The following is a 16,556-nucleotide window of genomic DNA, read 5'->3' as shown; positions in this document are numbered from 1 at the left end:
AAATAAGCGTTATGGAGGAAATCTAATGTTGGGAAGTATAAACCGCTTGGTTAAATACAAAGTAAATATTTTTAACCTCTTAGTAAACCACAAACCCGCCTAAAATAGGCTTACATGTAAAGAAAAAATCCTTAAACTTGATTGACATAGACTAAAGTTTTATACTATAATAACTATAAAACTAAGCAGCTTTATGCCAAGGAGAAGAAGGTGAGTAGCAGTCTTTATGAAACACTGGGGGTGAGTCAAGATGCCCCTGCAGATGAAATTAAAAAAGCGTACAGAAGGTTAGCCCGCAAGTACCACCCCGATGTCAACAAAGACGCGGGTGCAGAAGATAAATTTAAAGAAATCAACGCCGCGTACGAGATTTTAAGTGATCCTCAGAAAAAAGCCCAGTACGACAGGCACGGCGATAGCATGTTTGGTGGCCAAAATTTCCACGATTTTGCCCACACCCATGGCAATGGCAATTTGGACGAAATCTTGCGCAATATTTTTGGACGCGGTGGCGGGGCAAGCTTTGGTAGCTTTGGCGGATTTAGCAATTTTGGCGGTGGGTTTGAACAATTTGCCGAGCCTGATTTGGATGTCAATGCACGCATCACTATTCCGTTTAATGTGGCGATTTTAGGAGGAAAGCATTCGGTTTCTTATGGGGGTGAAAGCTTTGATATTAAAATCCCCGCAGGCATCAAACATGGGGAAAAAATGCGCATTAAAAACAAAGGCAAAAGCCACCAAGGGCAAAAAGGTGACCTCTTTTTAAGCGTGGAAATTGCCCCAAGTCCTGAATACACCCGCGAAGGGGATGACTTGGAAAAAAGCATTGCCATTCCTTTGAAAACGGCCTTATTTGGCGGGAAAATTATTGTACCAACCCTAGAAAAAGAGATTACCCTTAAGGTGGGGCAAAACACCAAGCCAGAGCAAAAATTTCGCGTCAAAGGCTACGGCGTCATCAACCGAAAATCAGGTGAAAAAGGAGATTTGTACCTTAAAGCATCCATCGCGTTGCCTGCGGTTGAAAGCCTCGATGCGGGTTTGGTCGAACTCATGAAAGAAAAATTGCCAGGAGAATAACATGCATACGTATGATGAGCCGGTGTATTTGATTAGTGTGGTGGCCAAGGTGCTAAGCATTCACCCCCAAACCTTGCGCCAGTATGAGCGCGAAGGGCTTGTGTTGCCTTCTCGAACGGACGGTAAAATGCGCTTGTATTCCCAACGTGACATCGACCGCATCAAGATGATTTTGCGCCTTACTCGTGATTTGGGGGTAAACCTAGCGGGCGTGGATGTAGTGTTGCAACTTAAAGAAAAAATCGACGAGTATGAGGTGCTGATTGAAGAGTTGCGCGTGGAGGTCTCTAAAGTAAATCAGCGCGGCACCGTTCCCCCTCAAAACTCCCTCGTCAAACGAAAAAACAGCTACGAAATCATTCTTTTTGGCGAGTAGTGCGTGGAATCGTTTCTAGGTATTTTTTTAATCGCCGTGGCATTGGCTGTGGCGTTAAATGTCCTGTTGAAACGGTTTAATATCCCCACGATTATTGGCTATATCGCGACGGGTGCCGTGATTGCGCAAGTGTTTGACTTGCATGGCAACGCAGATTTGACCCAAGTGGCCGAGTTTGGCATCGTCTTTTTAATGTTTACTATTGGTCTGGAATTTTCCATCAAACACTTCATTGCCATGAAAAAAGAAGTCTTTGTGAACGGCTTTTTACAAGTGGCTATTAGCGGAGGTGTCTATTCCCTTGGGGCGCAGTATGCGTTTGGGATTCCGCAAAAAAGTGCCATTATCATCGGCTTTGCCCTGGCCCTTTCTTCTACGGCTATTGTGTTGAAAGTGTTAAACGACAGCGGCGATATTCACACGACCTATGGGCGAAAATCCCTTGGAATTTTACTCTTTCAAGACATTGCCGTGATTCCTCTTTTGTTGATGATTACGATTTTTAGTGCCAAGGCAACCTCCCTTGGCGCGCTCTTGCAAGAGACACTCATTAGCGCGGTTATTGTGCTTTTGTTGCTGTTTATCGTGGGAAAATACCTGCTTAACCACCTTCTTTTGCATGTAGTGGCCACAGACTCAGAAGAAACCTTTGTGGCAACCCTTCTCTTTTTAGTCATTGGTGCGTCTTATCTTGCCCATGCCTTTGGGTTTTCGTACTCATTGGGCGCGTTTATCGCGGGGATGATGATTGCGGAGACAAAGTTTAAGTACCAGATTGAAGCGGACTTGATTCCTTTTCGCGATTTACTCTTGGGGTTGTTTTTCATTACCGTGGGGCTTCAAGTGGACATGGCGGTGTTGGCGGCCTATTGGGATGTGATTTTTGGGGTGATTGTCGTAGTGATGCTTGTTAAAGCGGTGATTATTTTTGGGATTTTACGCCTGTATCAAAACCGCCGTACTGCCTTGCAAACCGCCATTAGCCTCTCGCAGGTTGGGGAGTTTTCTTTGGCGGTCTTTGAACTAGCCAGAGCCAATTCCATCATTCCCCCGCACATGGCACAAGTACTGATTATGATGGTTGTTGCCTCCATGTTGCTGACTCCTTTTATGCTGCGCCACGTGCGGTGGATTGCCGATATTCTGGCTCCGGCAACCTTTGCCGATGCGTATCGGGTGGTCTCCTCGGAAGTGAAAGACCACATTGTGGTGTGCGGGTATGGAAAATTGGGCCAAGAAGTTGTATACCGCCTTAAAAAGCGCAATATTCCTTACTTGGTGATTGAACACGATATTAGCCTTGTTCAACTAGGGCGTGCACGCAATGAGCCTGTTTTCTTTGGCAATGCTAGCCACAAGAGCATCCTTGAAGCCGCTTCTGTGGGAACTTCTGCCGCAGTGATTGTGGCGGTGCACAATGAGCACAAACTACGCTTGATATGTGAAGCCATCAAGGGCTTTAAGGCGTCCGTTAATCTTGTGGTGCGGGTGGCGGATTTTGAGGAGAAAAAGTTGATAGAAAGCCTTGAGGTAGGGCATATTGTGAATGAGGGCAGGGAGACCGCCAAGGCCCTCATTCACGAAGCCCTTCAGTGCCGCGTGGAAAAATCTTAAGAGGTTGTCAAAAACGCACTTGCCTTGAGGTCAAGGCAAAGGATTTGCTCTCGCCCGTCTTTTTTAAACACTTGGGCAAAGGTGCGACACATGGCGCCCGAAGCTTGGGAGATGTATTTTTGGCTCAAGAAGTTTTTGCGTTGAGACTCTTTGGTGATGTAAAAATACTCTTTAAGAGAGTGGTTGTCCCCCTCTTTGGCAGGTTGAAAGAAGCATCCGCCTGAAATGTCGATGATGGTTTCGCCAATTTGCAAGCCCGTGGCCGCGTCAATGCGGTAGATGGCTTCTAGGTCTTCGGCTTGATGCAAGTAGGCGCGCAAGTCCTCAGGCGTACTTGTGGAAATTTTTTCAATGATAGCGTGGGCGTGCTTGGTGGCAATGTGAATGAGCCGTGTTTTTTTGTGTAAACTCACCTTGGCGCGCTCGGAGTGAATGTTGCCCACGTGTTGGATTTTTTCAAACAGCAACAACGAAGGGGCGAAGGCGGGAGAGGGCTTGGCAAACCAAAAGCCTTGGAAAATGTCCACATCAAAACGCAAGGCCTTTAAAATCTCTTCCTCAGATTCCACTCCTTCGCACAAAACAAGGGCACCGATGTTAAAACACATGTTGGTGATGGCTTTTAAAACCTCTTGGTGAATGAAGTTTTGGTGCAGGTTAAATACCAAGGAGCGGTCGAGTTTGACAATGTTGGGACGCACGATAGCAAGGCGGTCAAAGGTGGAACTTCCTGCGCCAAAATCATCTAAGGCGATGATGAACCCTAAGTTGCGGTAATGTTCACAAAAGAGCTTTAAATGCTGACTGTTTTGCACCTCGTCTTCTTTGATTTCAAGCACGATACTACGTGGAGGGATGCCAAGTTCCGCCGCGATTTTATCAAACTCAAAGGCATCAAAATCAAGCTTTTGGTCTAAAAGGTGGGATTCAAAATTGAGAAATAAAAACAACCCTGTGTCGGCTTGGTAATGGGGAACAAAGGCTTGAAGGGCTTTTTTGCGGACAAACTTATCAAGTTCAAAAGAAGCCCCTTCTTTTTTGGCTTGGCTAAATAAAAAACTTGGTGCGATAAACTCACCTTGTTCGTCGTATGCCCGCGTTAGTGCCTCAAACCCAATGACCTTGGTGTGGCGAATAGAGACAATGGGTTGAAAAAAGATACGAATGCTATCGGCTTCGATGAGCGCTGTGACCATGGTGATTCCTTGTGAAAAGGTCAATTTTAACACAAGGATGACAATTTTACTGGTTGTTTTTTAAACAAAAAAGGCTTTACATGTAAGGCTTTGGTGCATAAAATAGGCACAAATATGTCGGTATCAATGCTTTAAAAGTAAATTCAAATGTATAACATTACTTTTGGGGAAGAATGCAAACCCTGCTGTGAAAGGCGATTTTGTTGCTACAATGCTACGGTTAAAAGTGTTGTAATTATAATGTGGAGCAATCATGTGGGCCAATAAAGAACTTGAAATCCTCTACCGTGATGACTGCCTTGTGGCGGTCAATAAACCCAGTGGCTTGCTCGTGCACAAGTCGATGATTGACCGCCATGAACAATTTTTTGCCCTGCAAATGGTGCGCGACCAAATTGGGCAGCATGTTTTTCCAGTGCATCGGCTAGACAAACCCACTTCGGGAGTGCTGCTTTTTGCCCTTGATGCATCCACCGCAAGGCGCCTTGGAGAACAGTTTATGGAGCACCATCCTCAAAAAACCTACCTTGCTATCGTGCGGGGTTTTGTCGCCAAGGCAGGGGTTGTGGTGCACCCTTTGAGGGAAAAACTGGACAAAATCGTGGACAAACACGCGCGCCAAGACAAAGAAGCCCAAGAAGCCATCACGGTGTTTGCGCCCTTGGCGCAGGTAGAACTTGCTTACGCGGTGGGAGGGTTTGAGACGGTGCGCTATTCGCTAGTGGAGTTGCGTCCTCAAACGGGCAGAAAACACCAATTGCGCCGCCATATGAAGCACCTTTCGCACCCCATCTTGGGCGACACAAAATACGGGCGTGGCGAGCATAATCAATTTGCAAGGGAGCATTACGGGTGCCACCGTTTGTTGCTTCACGCAGTAGACTTAACTTTTACGCATCCCTATGCAAAAGAGACGCTTGTGCTACGTGCTGGGGTGGATGCGATGTTTCAAAAGGTGTGTGAAATGAACGGGTGGCGTGAGGTGTTGGAGCCTTACATGTAAGGCTCCGTGGAAGATTATTCGTATAAAACCGTACTAAGGTAACGCTCTCCCGTGTCGCACAAAATGGTCACGATGGTTTTGCCAGGGTTTTTCTGGGCTATTTGGGCACTTGCCCACACATTAGCACCCGCAGAGATGCCCACAAGTAAGCCTTCTTTTTGGGCTAAATTGCGCGAGGTTTCTACGGCATCTTCAAAGGAAACTTGGATAATCTCATCGTAGATGGTGGTGTCTAGCACCTCAGGCACAAAGCCTGCACCAATGCCTTGAATCTTATGTGGCCCTGGGTTGCCGCCGCTTAACACAGGCGAAAGGTTAGGCTCAACGGCAATGATTTTGATGTTGGGATTGCGGGCTTTTAGCGCCTTGCCCACACCCGTAATGGTTCCTCCTGTTCCAACTGCTGCTACGAGAATGTCTACCTTTCCTTCTGTGTCTTCCCAGATTTCCTTGGCGGTAGTGGTTTCGTGGATAGCAGGGTTGGCAGGGTTGGCAAATTGTTGTGGCACATAAGAATTGGGCGTAGTAAGGGCCAACTCTTTGGCTTTATCAACGGCCCCTTTCATGCCAAATTCGGGTTCAGTGAGCACAAGTTCCGCGCCAAGGGCTTTGAGGAGTTTGCGCCGTTCGATGCTCATGGAGCTTGGCATGGTGAGGGTAAGCTTGAGGCCCAAAGAGGCGCACACCATCGCAAGGCCGATACCCGTGTTGCCGCTAGTAGGTTCGATGATGCTGGTGCTTTTGTCAATTTTTCCTGCATCAATCCCCGCTTTTATCATGCTGTAAGCGATGCGGTCTTTGACCGAATGGGTAGGGTTTAAAAACTCGCACTTACCAAGGATGGTGGCGTGGTCGCTCACATGGTTGAGTTTAAGCAGTGGGGTGTTGCCGATAAGTTCTGTAATGTTAGATGCAATAGGCATAGGTTATCCTTTAAATCGTGTAGTGAAGTTGGCCTAAAAGGCGCTCGTGATACTGCTGCAATTCCGAAAGAGGGAGGTTAAAAATCTCGACCAACCGCTCGTGACATGTTTCATAAAACAAGGTTAGCGGGTCGTTTTGCCCCCCTTGGTTTAGGATTTGAAGTTCTCCTTCTAAAACCTCCAAAATCTCCCCCACAATGATAGCTTCCGCGGGTTTGGCGAGGTGATAACCCCCGTGGGCACCGCGAATGCTTTCCACTAAGCCCGCCCGCCGCAAGACGCTAAGGAGCTGTTCAAGGTAGTTTTGAGACAACCCTGTTTTGGCAGCGATGTGTTTAATCTGCACAGGTGTGTTTTCTTGCGCGAGTGAGAGTTCGTACATGGCGCGAAGTCCGTACGCGCCCTTGGATGAAATGAGTGCCATGGCTTATCCTAATACCGACGCAAGGTCGTTGATGAGATCGTCACTGTTTTCCAAGCCAATACTTAGACGAACCACACGGTTATTGACCCCTGAAGCTTCCAAGTCAGCGGCGGAAACTTGCTGGTGCGTGGTGCTTGCAGGGTGCGTGATGAGCGACTTGGAATCTCCAATGTTAACCACCACGCTAAAGAGTTTGGTTTCATTAACAAGGCGCTTGGCCAATGCTTCGCTTTCAAGTTCCACGTGAATGAGTCCCGAGGCAAGGGGAAGCTTAAAATAACGGTTGAGTTTGGCGTGGTGGGCATCGCTACGAAGCCCTGGGTAGCCCACTAGGGTAACACTAGGATGTTCGTGTAGGTATTGCGCTACTTTTAGCGCACTTTCGCTGTGGGCTTTGATGCGCACAAAAAGGGTTTCAAGACCTTGAATGAGGAGCCAAGAATTAAAGGGTGAGATTGCCGCTCCGATGTCGCGAATAAGAGACAAGCGGGTGCGCAAGGTGAACAAGGGAAAAGGAAGTTGCGCGTACACAAGACCGTGATAACTCTCGTCTGGTTCGTTAAATTGCGGGTAGCGCGGGTTGTTGATGAGCAAATCATTTAGTCCTTTGCGCTCTGCGATGATGCCACCAATAGCCGTGCCTTGACCGTTGATGTACTTGCTCGCACTGTGGACGACTACGTCGACGCCTAGGCTAAGAGGTTGGCACAAAATAGGCGTGGCAACGGTGTTGTCGCAAACGGTCACGACGCCATGTTTTTGGGCAGCTTGCACGATGGTGTCAAACGCACTGATGGAGATGTGCGGATTGGAGAGGGATTCAAAGAAAATCGCTTTCGTAGAAGCGTCAATCAACCCTTCCAAATCCTCCGCCTTGTCGCTATCAAAGAGCTTCGCGGTGACGCCAAATTGCTTAAAAGTGTGGGTTAAGAGGGTGGTGGCGCCCCCGTAAATTTTCTTTGCTACAAGGATGTTATCGCCCGCTTTGGCGAGGTTGGCAATGGCATAAAAGATAGCAGATTGCCCGCTTGCTGTGGCAAGGGCCGCAGAGCCTGCTTCAAGGGCCGCCATGCGCGATTCTAAAATCTCAGTGGTGGGATTGTTAAGGCGTGTGTAGATGGGCCCAAGCTCCCGAAGGGCAAAGCGGTTAGCGGCGGTTTCAAGGCTGCCAAAATCATAGGCCGTGGTTTGGTAAAGTGGCACCGCCATGGCGCCAAAGGCTGCTTTATCATACCCCGTGTGCAGTGCTTGCGTTTCTTGTGTCATTGCGGTTCCTTTGTCTAAAACTTGAAATGTTGATGAAAGTATAGTAAAGTTCTTTGACAATGTCAAGTAAATTAATAGGAGTAGTCAAGATTAGAGAAAAGAGGGGGACGAAGCCAGTGAATGGTATAATGCGCAACACCCTTACATGTAAAGCAACAAAAGGCAAAGAACGTTGAAACCCTTTCACATACAAGAAAAAGAACAGCGCGTAAAATACGTGCGTGCATTGGAGCGGTTTGTCAAATCCGCCGCCGCACTGTTAAAGCGCGAAGATTTTGACTACACCCTTTTTGTGGCCAGAATGCAAAAAAACTATACCGTGCTAAGTAAAGTACCTTGTGTGGGGCTGGACTCTCCTTATACCCGCGCCCTGGAAGAGTACGTGAATCTTGTCCTAGAAACCATCGGAAAGACCAGTGAGTCAGAAGTGGCATGGGAACTGTTACTAAAAGAAGTGAATGCCATCCAAAAGCTCAAAACAAGCAGTAGCTACAAAAAGAGTAAACACCGTTCAAAAATCTACGAAGATGGGTATTAAACAGTACATAAAATAGTATGTATTTTTTTATGTAAACAACCTTTTTAAGGGCTTTTTTTGCATTAAAAATCCCCAAAGCTATGAATATTTTTTAGAAAATAGCGCACCTATGGGCAGTAATAAAGACGGAAAAATCAGAACATATTTACCAAATATTCAGACAATCACGCTAAGGTTTTCGTGAACATTTTTCTTGCATTTCCCCCTTCCCTTAAGCCATGACGCTACGGTGTGGTGTTTTGGGGTAACGCAAGATTTGATGTGCTATAATCCAACCTTTCATAATGGAGACACATGTTAAAAGTAGATGAAAACGATCCATTTTCGGGCTCCCCGCGATCAAAATTTTTTGATGTATTGTTGCATGCAAACCGCAGTGTGGTAGAGAGTGAATTTGATGTATTTTTAGACCGCTATCTCGCCATAGAAACACTCTTGAGTGAGCGTTTAGGGGAAGAAGAATCCCTTGAATCCCTTGTGCATGCCTTTAGGTACACACGCCAAGATGAGCTAGAGGCGGGAAAAACAGACTTGTATATTACCCTCGTGGGAGACATTTTAACCCAAAATGAATAACCTTTTGAAGTGGTTGCTTCTTGCAACATTCACCCTTCCTCTTTACGCGAAAGTTGAATGGGCACACCAGTACCGCTTTATTCTTGAAAAAGACGAGTGGGCACGGGTGTTTGTTTATCCTGAGTACCTTAAGGATGAGGTAGATGGAGGGCGAGAAGAGTACCGTTTTTCTTGGACGTTGTACGATACAACCAACTTAATTGTACACACGCATTTTCGGGGGTTTCCTAAACAACATACCCTTTCCCTTCGCCGCGGCCTTGAGACAGTGCGGGAGCCTTTACTTGTTGACCCAGCTAATAGGATTGCAGGAAAGGCGGAGTTGTGGTTGGTATTTGAAGGGTTTGATGCGGAAAAAAAAGTAGCATTTTTGGAAGTGTACATTCAAGACCGCCAAAAGCGCGTTTTGATTGAATTTGATGATCCTAGAAGAAGGCGGAACGAATAGGTGCTTGAATCAGTAGAAAAAACGATGGGGGAAATCGTCGCTTCCTTGGGCGATGCGCGGGTGTGTGCTTTGTACGAAAGTGTTCCCAGTGGAAAACGGCTTCGGGCGAAGTTGATTTTAAAAATTGCCAGCGCGCATCCTGATGCGGTGAAGTTAGCGGCCATCGTGGAGCTGATTCATGCGGCAAGTTTATTGCACGATGATGTGATTGATGATGCGCTTACGCGTCGCGGAGTAGACTCTATCAACGCCCGTTTTGGCAACAAAACCGCTATTATGCTAGGCGATATCCTCTATTCTAAAGGGTTTTTTGAACTTTGTGCCCTTCCTTCTGCGGTTGCCCAAACAATTTCTAATGCGGTTGCTTTGTTAAGCCTTGGCGAACTTCAAGACGTGGAGCTTTCCCAAGCGTTTCACTACGACAAAGCCGCGTACGACCAAATGATTTACAACAAAACCGCTTCGCTCATTGAGGCCAGTGCTAAAGCAGCAGCGCAACTTGTGGGAAAACCGTGGGAACCTTTTGCGACGTATGGGAGAAATCTGGGGCTTGCTTTTCAAGTTGTGGATGACATTTTAGACATCACCCAAGATAGCCAGACGTTGGGAAAACCCGCTTTGAATGATTTTGCTGAGGGAAAAACAACTTTGCCGTACCTTTACATGTACGAGGCGTTAAATGCACAAGACAAGGCGGTGCTTCTTTCGCTTTTTGGCGTGGCATTATCGCCCAATCAAGCGGTGTGGATTCAAGAAAAAATGCACGCCACAGGCGCTCTTGTGCGCGCAATCGACCATGCCAAAAACCTGGGTAAAAAAGCCCTTGATGCCATTGCTAAAACTGGAGTAGAGGGGCTAGATAAGGTCGTGATTCAGATGATTGAAAGAGAGTTCTGATGCATTATATGACGATGAGTTTCACGCACAAAAACACCGACATTGGGATTCGTGAACGGCTTTCTTTCGCTTCTCAGGAAAAATTGCGCGACATGCTGTGTCGGATTGTCGTTCATACAAGCGTCAATGAAGCCATCATCCTTTCTACATGCAACCGCGTTGAAATCATCACAAGCGTTAAAGAGTGCAAAGAAGCGTTAGCGCACATCACAAGCCAGTTGGTGGAAGTGTGCAAGGTAGATAAAGAGGACATTCTTGGGCGCGTGGACGTGTACGAAGACAACGGCGCCATCCACCACCTCTTTGCCGTCGCTTCTTCCCTTGATAGCCTTGTGATTGGAGAGACGCAGATTGTGGGCCAACTCAAAGATGCCTACCGTTTTGCCTACGAGGGCGGTTTTTGCGGATTGAAACTCAGCCGTGCCATGCACCATGCTTTTCGCTGTGCCGCCTTGGTGCGTAGCCAAACGAGCATCTCCCAAAGCCCCATTTCTGTTTCTAGCGTCGCGGTCTCCAAGGCCGAAGAGATTGCGGGGTCGTTAGAAGGGAAAGAAGTGTTGGTGATTGGTGCGGGCGAGATGAGTACCCTAGCAGTGAAACATTTGTTGGCACACAAGGCCAAAGTCGTGCTCATTAACCGCACCCCTGCGAATGCCTATGCGCTTGCGGCGAGTGTGGAAGGAGAGGTGCGGGTGGATGATTTTTCCTTTTTAGGCGAATACGTTAACCGTTTTTCGTTCATCTTTTCTGCCACAGGCGCTTCTAAGCCCATTGTGACGGATGGAATGCTCTCTTACCAAGAGCACCCGCGCTACTTTTTTGACATTGCAGTGCCTCGGGATATTGAACTTTCACCCCGTGCCAATGTGCAGGTTTTTGCGGTGGATGATTTAAAAGAAATCGTTTCGCGTAATGTCTCTCTTCGGGAAGAACAAGCCCAGGTGGCCTATGGTATTGTGGGGCGTTCGACCATCGAGTTTTTCAGGTGGTTGCAAACCCTAAGCGTTGACCCTATCATCAAAGAAATCCGCGAAAAAGCCAAAAATTGCGCCATGCAAGAAGTCGCCAAGGCGGCAAAAAAAGGGTACATTCCCAAGGAGAGCGAAGAGGCGGTGATGCGCGTGGTGCATCAAGTGTTTAACGCGTTTTTGCACCGTCCTACTAAAAACCTTAAAGCCATTGCCGAACAGCCAGAATCCGATACCATCGTTCAAGCCATTCAATACTTTTTTGACATTAACGAAGAAGAAAACAAACAACTCGACCACTACCAATGCGACTATCAACTGGAGAAACATGCATGAGATTTTCTAACCTTTACGCCCCAACAACAAAAGAGACCCCCAAGGATGCTCAACTTCCTAGCCACATCTTTTTAACCCGCGCAGGGTTTATTCAACAAGTAGGAAGCGGTTTGTACAACTTTTTGCCCATGGGCAAAATTGTGTTTGACAAGATTCGTCAGGTTGTGAAAGAGGAGATGGACAACGCTGGCGCCCAAGAGGTGCAAATGGGCGTGGTAAGTCCCGCAGATTTGTGGCAAGAAAGTGGGCGTTACAGTGTGTTTGGCAAAGAGCTGTTGCGCTTTAGCGACCGTAAAGAAAACGGCTTTGTGTTGGGCCCAACCCACGAAGAAGTGGTGGTGGACATGGTGCGCAACCGCATTAATTCTTACAAACAATTGCCCTTGCATTTGTATCAGATAACCACCAAGTTCCGTGATGAAGCCAGACCGCGTTTTGGTCTGTTGCGTGGACGTGAATTTACCATGAAAGACGGCTACAGCTTTCACGCGAGCCAAGAGGATTTGGTGCGTGAATTTAACCTTATGGAGGCAACCTATACGCGTATTTTGGAGCGCCTTGGCCTTGAGTTTCGCGCGGTGGAAGCTGATAGTGGAGCCATTGGAGGCAGTGGAAGTAAAGAGTTTATGGTTTTAGCGCCCAATGGGGAAGATGACATCGTGGTGTGTGATGGGTGCAACTATGGCGCCAACATCGAAGCGGCAAAGCGCGCTAAAAAAACCACAACCCTCGAAGCCCCACAAGCCAATCCTGCCAAGTTTCACACGCCTAATCAAAACACTATTGAAGCGGTTGGGAAGTATTTACATGTAGACCCTTTTTATACCATCAAAGCGGTGATTAAAAAAGCTGTTTTTCAAGACAAAGAAGCCGTGGTGGTCTTTTTTGTACGCGGGTGTGATGCGTTGCAAGAAACCAAAGCGCAAAACGCGTGCGGCGCCCTTGAGCTAGCAGACGCTTCTCCTGAGGAGATCGAAAAAGCAGGGCTTGTGGCGGGGTATTGCGGGCCGATTGGCTTACCTGAGGGCGTGGAATTTTACATCGACCAAGAGCTTGAAAACGAAGCTAACCTTATTTGCGGTGCAAACGAGCAAGACTACCATTGGGTGGGTGTTAAAGTTGCTAGCTTTAAAGCCGCACGTTTTAAAGATTTGGTGGCCGTGGAGGCGGGGGATTGTTGCGTCTTGTGCGGAGGAAAACTTGGCGTAACCAAAGGCATCGAAGTAGGGCATATTTTCCAATTGGGTCAAAAATACTCTAAAGCCATGAATGCGACCTTTTTAGACCAAAACGGCAAAGCACAGCCTTTTTGGATGGGGTGTTATGGGGTTGGAGTGAGCCGTTTGATTGCGGTGATGATTGAAACAAGCCACGATGAAAAAGGGTGTATTTGGAACCTTCAAACCGCCCCATACGCCGTTGAAATCATCGTTTCTAATACCAAAGACGAAGAAAGTTTGGCCTACGCCGTCTCTTTGTATGAATCCTTAAAAGCCAAGGGCGTAGAAGTGCTTTTGGATGACCGCAACGAACGCTTTGGGTTTAAAATGAGCGATTTTGAGCTCATCGGTTTTCCTTACGCGGTGGTTGTGGGCAAGGACTTTAAGGAGGGCAAGGTGGAGCTTGTGAGCCGCAAAACCCTTGAAAAAGAAGCCATGGATATTGGGGTGATTGAAGCGGAGATTTTAAGGCGTTTGGCGTGATTTATTTTATCCTTTACATTTTTTTTGAAACCCTTATCAGTGTCAATGTTTTTAGCCAACTTGGTGGCCTTGGTGCTTTTGTAGAGATTATGGGCACAGCGTTTTTGGGCGCACTGTTTTTAGCCAATTTTCGCGCCACTCTTGCCCAAAGTTTGCACGCCCTTGCCCAGCGCAATCTGACACCCGAAGGACTGAGTCAAATCAGCCTTTTTACGGTTATTGGGGCATTTTTACTCATTGCACCAGGAGTGTTTAGTGACATTTTGGGGCTTGCTTTGCAATTTAGCGCCGTGGCAACCTTGGTCTCCAAACGTTTCGCGCCACCCGCTACTCGTCCTGATGGACGCACGTACCGTGATGATGGCGTGATTGACGTGGAGGTCATTGAAGAATCGCCTCGCAGCAAAGAACCCAAGAAGGATTAACATGGAAAACATTATCATCGCCACCCGTGGAAGCCAACTGGCCTTATGGCAAGCTGAACACATCAAAGCCTTACTGATGGAGCGGTATCCTTCTTTACATGTAACGCTTAATGTCATCAAAACCAAGGGCGATAAGATTTTAGACACACCATTGGCCAAGATTGGCGGCAAAGGGCTTTTTACTAAAGAACTGGAAGAGGAGATGTTGCGTGGCAATGCGCACTTGGCGGTGCATAGCCTCAAAGACGTGCCCGCAGAGTTTCCTGAGGGTTTGGCTCTTGTGGCACTCACCAAGCGGGAAGACCCGCGCGACGCGATGCTCTCAGAAAAATACGCCTCCTTGGACGCTTTGCCCCAAGGTGCGGTGGTAGGCACCACCAGTTTGCGCCGTCGGATGCAACTGTTGACCAAGCGTCCTGATTTGGTGATTAAAAACTTGCGAGGCAATGTCAATACCCGCATTCGTAAGCTTAAAGAGGGGGAATTTGACGCCATCATCTTGGCAACGGCGGGCATTGTGCGCTTGGGGCTTCAAGAGGAAGTGCGCTATTTTGCGCCTATTGAAAAAACGTGGATGATTCCAGCCAGTGGTCAGGCGGCTTTGGGCATTGAAAGTGTTGACACGCCAGAGCTTCGGGAAATGTTGGCTTTTTTGAACGACGAGGATGCCATTGTTGAGACGACTATTGAACGGGATTTTGTGCGCATCTTGGAAGGAGGCTGCCAAGTGCCCATCGGCGTGAATGCCACCTTGGAAAAAGAACACGTCCACGTAAAGGCCATGGTAGGCTTGCCAGATGCGAGTCAGATTCTTGAGGAAAGCCTTACATGTAAGAAAGAAGACTACGCTACAGTGGGCGAAGTTTTGGCCAAACGCATGGTAGAACGCGGCGCGCGGGCGTTGCTTCAAAAAGCCGAAACGATGGCCATGACCGTCATTTTTAACGACTAGGAGGGAAAGATGCAAGAGACCATTGATTTACTCAAACAACACGGATTGTTGCGGGTTATCGACGAACCTGTGGATATTGACTTGGAAATCCCTCACGCAGCCTATGTGGAAGTTAAAAAACCCGACTCCAAAGCCCTGCTTTTTACCAAACCTGTAAGTAAACGGTTGGGTAAAACCTTTGATGTGCCGGTGTTGATGAACGTCTTTGGTTCTTACGAGGCCACCCGTTTGTTTTTTGGCAAAGAGCCTGACGCGGTCGCTAAAGAGATTGATGATTTGTTACATGTAAAGCCTCCGCAAGGGTTTTTTAACACCATGAGCATGCTTGGTCAACTCTTCAATCTCAAAAATGTCTTTCCCAAACGCCTAAGTTCTAAAGGCGTGTGCCAAGAGGTGGTGCAAGAAAAGCCCAATTTGTACGACATCCCTGTGTTGACCACGTGGAGTGAGGATGGCGGCCCTTTTATTACCATGGGGCAAGTGTACACGACTAGTTTGGATGGCACAAAACACAACCTTGGCATGTACCGCTTGCAAGTGTACGATGAGACACACCTTGGCATGCACTGGCAGATTCACAAAGACAGTGCGCACTTTTTTCACGAATACAAACAAGCAGGGCAGCCCATGCCTGTTTCTATTGCCATTGGCGGAGACCCGCTGTATATTTGGTGCGGGCAAGCCCCTATGCCAAATGGCGTGTTTGAACTGATGCTTTATGGGCTTATCAAAGGAAAAAATGCCCGCTTGGTCAAATCCTTAACCAACCCTATCTACGTACCTGAAGACGTGGATTATGTTATCGAGGGGTGGGTGGATCCAGCGGCACTGCGTATCGAAGGGCCTTTTGGCGACCATACGGGGTATTACACCCTAAGAGAGCCTTATCCTGTGATGGAGGTAAGTTGCATTTCGCACAAAAAAAACCCTGTCTATTTGGCTACAGTGGTGGGCAAGCCGCCATTGGAAGATAAATACATGGGCTGGGCCACAGGGCGGGTATTTTTGCCCTTGCTTAAAACAACCGCACCTGACTTGATTGATTATGACATGCCAGAAAATGGGGTGTTTCATAACCTTATTTTAGCCAAGATGGAAACCCGTTATCCCGGCCACGCCAAGCAGTTTATGCACGCGTTTTGGGGAGTAGGGCAGATGAGTTTTGTGAAACACGCCCTCTTTTTAGGTGCTGATGCCCCCGCATTGAATGGGTATGACGCAGTGGCTGAATACATTCTTGACCGCGTGAAAGTAGGCAATGTGATCATCAGTGAAGGGGTGTGTGATGCCCTTGACCATGCCTCGCCCAATGCGTGCTATGGGGGAAAACTGGGGCTTGATTGTACTCAGGATAATGTTCTTTTTTCAGACAAAAAGATACTGCAAGATGGGGAACTTTATGCTAAAATGTCGGCACTCGTTCCTCAGATTAAAGCAGTAAAACAGTACAAAACCCATACAAAAACACCCGTGTGTGTTATTGGGGTGGAGAAAACCTCCCCCATGCGTGACGTGTTTGAGGCCTTGAAAGTCCTGAAAGAACATGTTAAACTGCTTGTTTTTGTTGACCATGCGAGTAACGATGTTGCCAATCCCTACATGCTTGTGTGGCGCGTGGTGAACAACATGGATGCTTTGCGTGATGTGTACCTAGAAGAAGACTACATGGCCCTTGATGGTACCAATAAAACAGCCCTTGATGGGTACGAACGCGAGTGGCCCAAAGATACAGATTGTGACCCTGCAGTGATTGCTTCATTGGGGGAGAGAAAAATAATTACCGTAACAAAGGAGTTTTTAAAACACTACCATGTCTGAACCTTCATCG

At 47.5% G+C, this 16,556-nt stretch carries 17 protein-coding genes; 13 read left to right on the top strand and 4 right to left on the bottom strand.

Annotated elements, in window-relative coordinates; genetic code table 11:
- Positions 1 to 210 precede the first annotated feature (210 nt).
- From AC5SLM_RS01080 to AC5SLM_RS01070, 3 genes are read left to right on the top strand one after another with little or no spacing between them, the layout of a single operon-like run.
- On the top strand, positions 211 to 1,083 hold the full coding sequence (locus AC5SLM_RS01080; RefSeq protein WP_495249073.1) for a DnaJ C-terminal domain-containing protein: 873 nt from the start codon (positions 211 to 213) through the stop codon (positions 1,081 to 1,083).
- Between the two features lies 1 nt (position 1,084).
- Positions 1,085 to 1,459 carry a heat shock protein transcriptional repressor HspR gene (locus tag AC5SLM_RS01075; protein WP_495249072.1) on the top strand — a complete coding sequence of 125 codons (375 nt, stop codon included), beginning with the start codon at positions 1,085 to 1,087 and terminating at the stop codon, positions 1,457 to 1,459.
- Between the two features lie 3 nt (positions 1,460 to 1,462).
- Positions 1,463 to 3,073 carry a cation:proton antiporter gene (locus AC5SLM_RS01070; protein WP_495249071.1) on the top strand — a complete coding sequence of 537 codons (1,611 nt, stop codon included), beginning with the start codon at positions 1,463 to 1,465 and terminating at the stop codon, positions 3,071 to 3,073.
- On the opposite strand, the gene AC5SLM_RS01065 is transcribed toward AC5SLM_RS01070, so the two are convergent.
- Entirely contained in the window at positions 3,070 to 4,269 is a 1,200-nt protein-coding gene (locus tag AC5SLM_RS01065) for an EAL domain-containing protein (protein WP_495249070.1), read from the bottom strand. The two genes, AC5SLM_RS01070 and AC5SLM_RS01065, sit on opposite strands and share 4 nt — an antisense overlap.
- A gap of 253 nt (positions 4,270 to 4,522) precedes the next feature.
- On the opposite strand from AC5SLM_RS01065, the gene truC reads away from it, so the two are divergent.
- Positions 4,523 to 5,272, top strand: a complete 750-nt coding sequence (gene truC, locus AC5SLM_RS01060; protein WP_495249069.1) for a tRNA pseudouridine(65) synthase TruC — start codon at positions 4,523 to 4,525, stop codon at positions 5,270 to 5,272.
- Between the two features lie 14 nt (positions 5,273 to 5,286).
- On the opposite strand, the gene cysK is transcribed toward truC, so the two are convergent.
- Genes cysK through AC5SLM_RS01045 form a run of 3 tightly spaced genes read right to left on the bottom strand, consistent with a single transcriptional unit; the run spans position 5,287 to position 7,885 of the window.
- Positions 5,287 to 6,195 (bottom strand): cysteine synthase A, encoded by a 909-nt coding sequence (gene cysK / locus AC5SLM_RS01055; protein WP_495249068.1) that lies wholly within the window; start codon positions 6,193 to 6,195, stop codon positions 5,287 to 5,289.
- A 10-nt stretch (positions 6,196 to 6,205) separates the two neighbouring features.
- Positions 6,206 to 6,619, bottom strand: coding sequence for an RrF2 family transcriptional regulator (locus tag AC5SLM_RS01050; protein ID WP_495249067.1), 414 nt, complete (start codon positions 6,617 to 6,619; stop codon positions 6,206 to 6,208).
- Between the two features lie 3 nt (positions 6,620 to 6,622).
- Positions 6,623 to 7,885, bottom strand: coding sequence for an O-acetylhomoserine aminocarboxypropyltransferase/cysteine synthase family protein (locus AC5SLM_RS01045; RefSeq protein ID WP_495249066.1), 1,263 nt, complete (start codon positions 7,883 to 7,885; stop codon positions 6,623 to 6,625).
- Between the two features lie 172 nt (positions 7,886 to 8,057).
- Between AC5SLM_RS01045 and AC5SLM_RS01040 the strand changes: the two genes are divergently transcribed.
- The 9 genes from AC5SLM_RS01040 (at position 8,058) to AC5SLM_RS01000 (ending at position 16,546) form a co-directional block, all read left to right on the top strand.
- Entirely contained in the window at positions 8,058 to 8,423 is a 366-nt protein-coding gene (locus tag AC5SLM_RS01040; protein ID WP_495249065.1) for a hypothetical protein, read from the top strand.
- A 294-nt stretch (positions 8,424 to 8,717) separates the two neighbouring features.
- Positions 8,718 to 8,999, top strand: coding sequence for a DUF2018 family protein (locus AC5SLM_RS01035; RefSeq protein WP_495249064.1), 282 nt, complete (start codon positions 8,718 to 8,720; stop codon positions 8,997 to 8,999).
- A 4-nt stretch (positions 9,000 to 9,003) separates the two neighbouring features.
- The gene (locus tag AC5SLM_RS01030) at positions 9,004 to 9,447 is read left to right on the top strand and encodes a hypothetical protein (RefSeq protein WP_495249063.1); all 444 of its coding nucleotides are present in this window, start codon (positions 9,004 to 9,006) and stop codon (positions 9,445 to 9,447) included.
- On the top strand, positions 9,448 to 10,344 hold the full coding sequence (locus tag AC5SLM_RS01025) for a polyprenyl synthetase family protein (protein WP_495249062.1): 897 nt from the start codon (positions 9,448 to 9,450) through the stop codon (positions 10,342 to 10,344).
- Positions 10,344 to 11,648, top strand: coding sequence for a glutamyl-tRNA reductase (gene hemA, locus AC5SLM_RS01020; RefSeq protein ID WP_495249060.1), 1,305 nt, complete (start codon positions 10,344 to 10,346; stop codon positions 11,646 to 11,648). Before AC5SLM_RS01025 ends, hemA begins: the two co-directional genes overlap by 1 nt.
- Positions 11,645 to 13,351, top strand: coding sequence for a proline--tRNA ligase (locus tag AC5SLM_RS01015; protein WP_495249059.1), 1,707 nt, complete (start codon positions 11,645 to 11,647; stop codon positions 13,349 to 13,351). Before hemA ends, AC5SLM_RS01015 begins: the two co-directional genes overlap by 4 nt.
- Positions 13,348 to 13,776 carry an FxsA family protein gene (locus AC5SLM_RS01010; protein WP_495249058.1) on the top strand — a complete coding sequence of 143 codons (429 nt, stop codon included), beginning with the start codon at positions 13,348 to 13,350 and terminating at the stop codon, positions 13,774 to 13,776. Before AC5SLM_RS01015 ends, AC5SLM_RS01010 begins: the two co-directional genes overlap by 4 nt.
- A gap of 1 nt (position 13,777) precedes the next feature.
- On the top strand, positions 13,778 to 14,728 hold the full coding sequence (hemC, locus tag AC5SLM_RS01005) for a hydroxymethylbilane synthase (RefSeq protein ID WP_495249057.1): 951 nt from the start codon (positions 13,778 to 13,780) through the stop codon (positions 14,726 to 14,728).
- A gap of 9 nt (positions 14,729 to 14,737) precedes the next feature.
- On the top strand, positions 14,738 to 16,546 hold the full coding sequence (locus AC5SLM_RS01000) for a menaquinone biosynthesis decarboxylase (protein WP_495249056.1): 1,809 nt from the start codon (positions 14,738 to 14,740) through the stop codon (positions 16,544 to 16,546).
- The last annotated feature ends 10 nt before the right edge of the window (positions 16,547 to 16,556 follow it).

The organism is Sulfurospirillum sp. HTRB-L1 (assembly GCF_059415125.1).
The sequence above is the reverse complement of the archived record's forward strand: the minus strand, read 5'-3'. Positions and strand labels throughout refer to the sequence as shown.

Bases quoted from the DNA above. Each gene is read 5' to 3' on its own strand.
- AC5SLM_RS01075 (WP_495249072.1), top strand. From the start codon at position 1,085: ATGCATACGTATGATGAGCCGGTGTATTTGATTAGTGTGGTGGCCAAG.
- AC5SLM_RS01065 (WP_495249070.1), bottom strand. From the start codon at position 4,269: ATGGTCACAGCGCTCATCGAAGCCGATAGCATTCGTATCTTTTTTCAA.
- truC (WP_495249069.1), top strand. From the start codon at position 4,523: ATGTGGGCCAATAAAGAACTTGAAATCCTCTACCGTGATGACTGCCTT.
- cysK (WP_495249068.1), bottom strand. From the start codon at position 6,195: ATGCCTATTGCATCTAACATTACAGAACTTATCGGCAACACCCCACTG.
- AC5SLM_RS01050 (WP_495249067.1), bottom strand. From the start codon at position 6,619: ATGGCACTCATTTCATCCAAGGGCGCGTACGGACTTCGCGCCATGTAC.
- AC5SLM_RS01045 (WP_495249066.1), bottom strand. From the start codon at position 7,885: ATGACACAAGAAACGCAAGCACTGCACACGGGGTATGATAAAGCAGCC.
- AC5SLM_RS01035 (WP_495249064.1), top strand. From the start codon at position 8,718: ATGTTAAAAGTAGATGAAAACGATCCATTTTCGGGCTCCCCGCGATCA.
- hemA (WP_495249060.1), top strand. From the start codon at position 10,344: ATGCATTATATGACGATGAGTTTCACGCACAAAAACACCGACATTGGG.
- AC5SLM_RS01015 (WP_495249059.1), top strand. From the start codon at position 11,645: ATGAGATTTTCTAACCTTTACGCCCCAACAACAAAAGAGACCCCCAAG.
- hemC (WP_495249057.1), top strand. From the start codon at position 13,778: ATGGAAAACATTATCATCGCCACCCGTGGAAGCCAACTGGCCTTATGG.
- AC5SLM_RS01000 (WP_495249056.1), top strand. From the start codon at position 14,738: ATGCAAGAGACCATTGATTTACTCAAACAACACGGATTGTTGCGGGTT.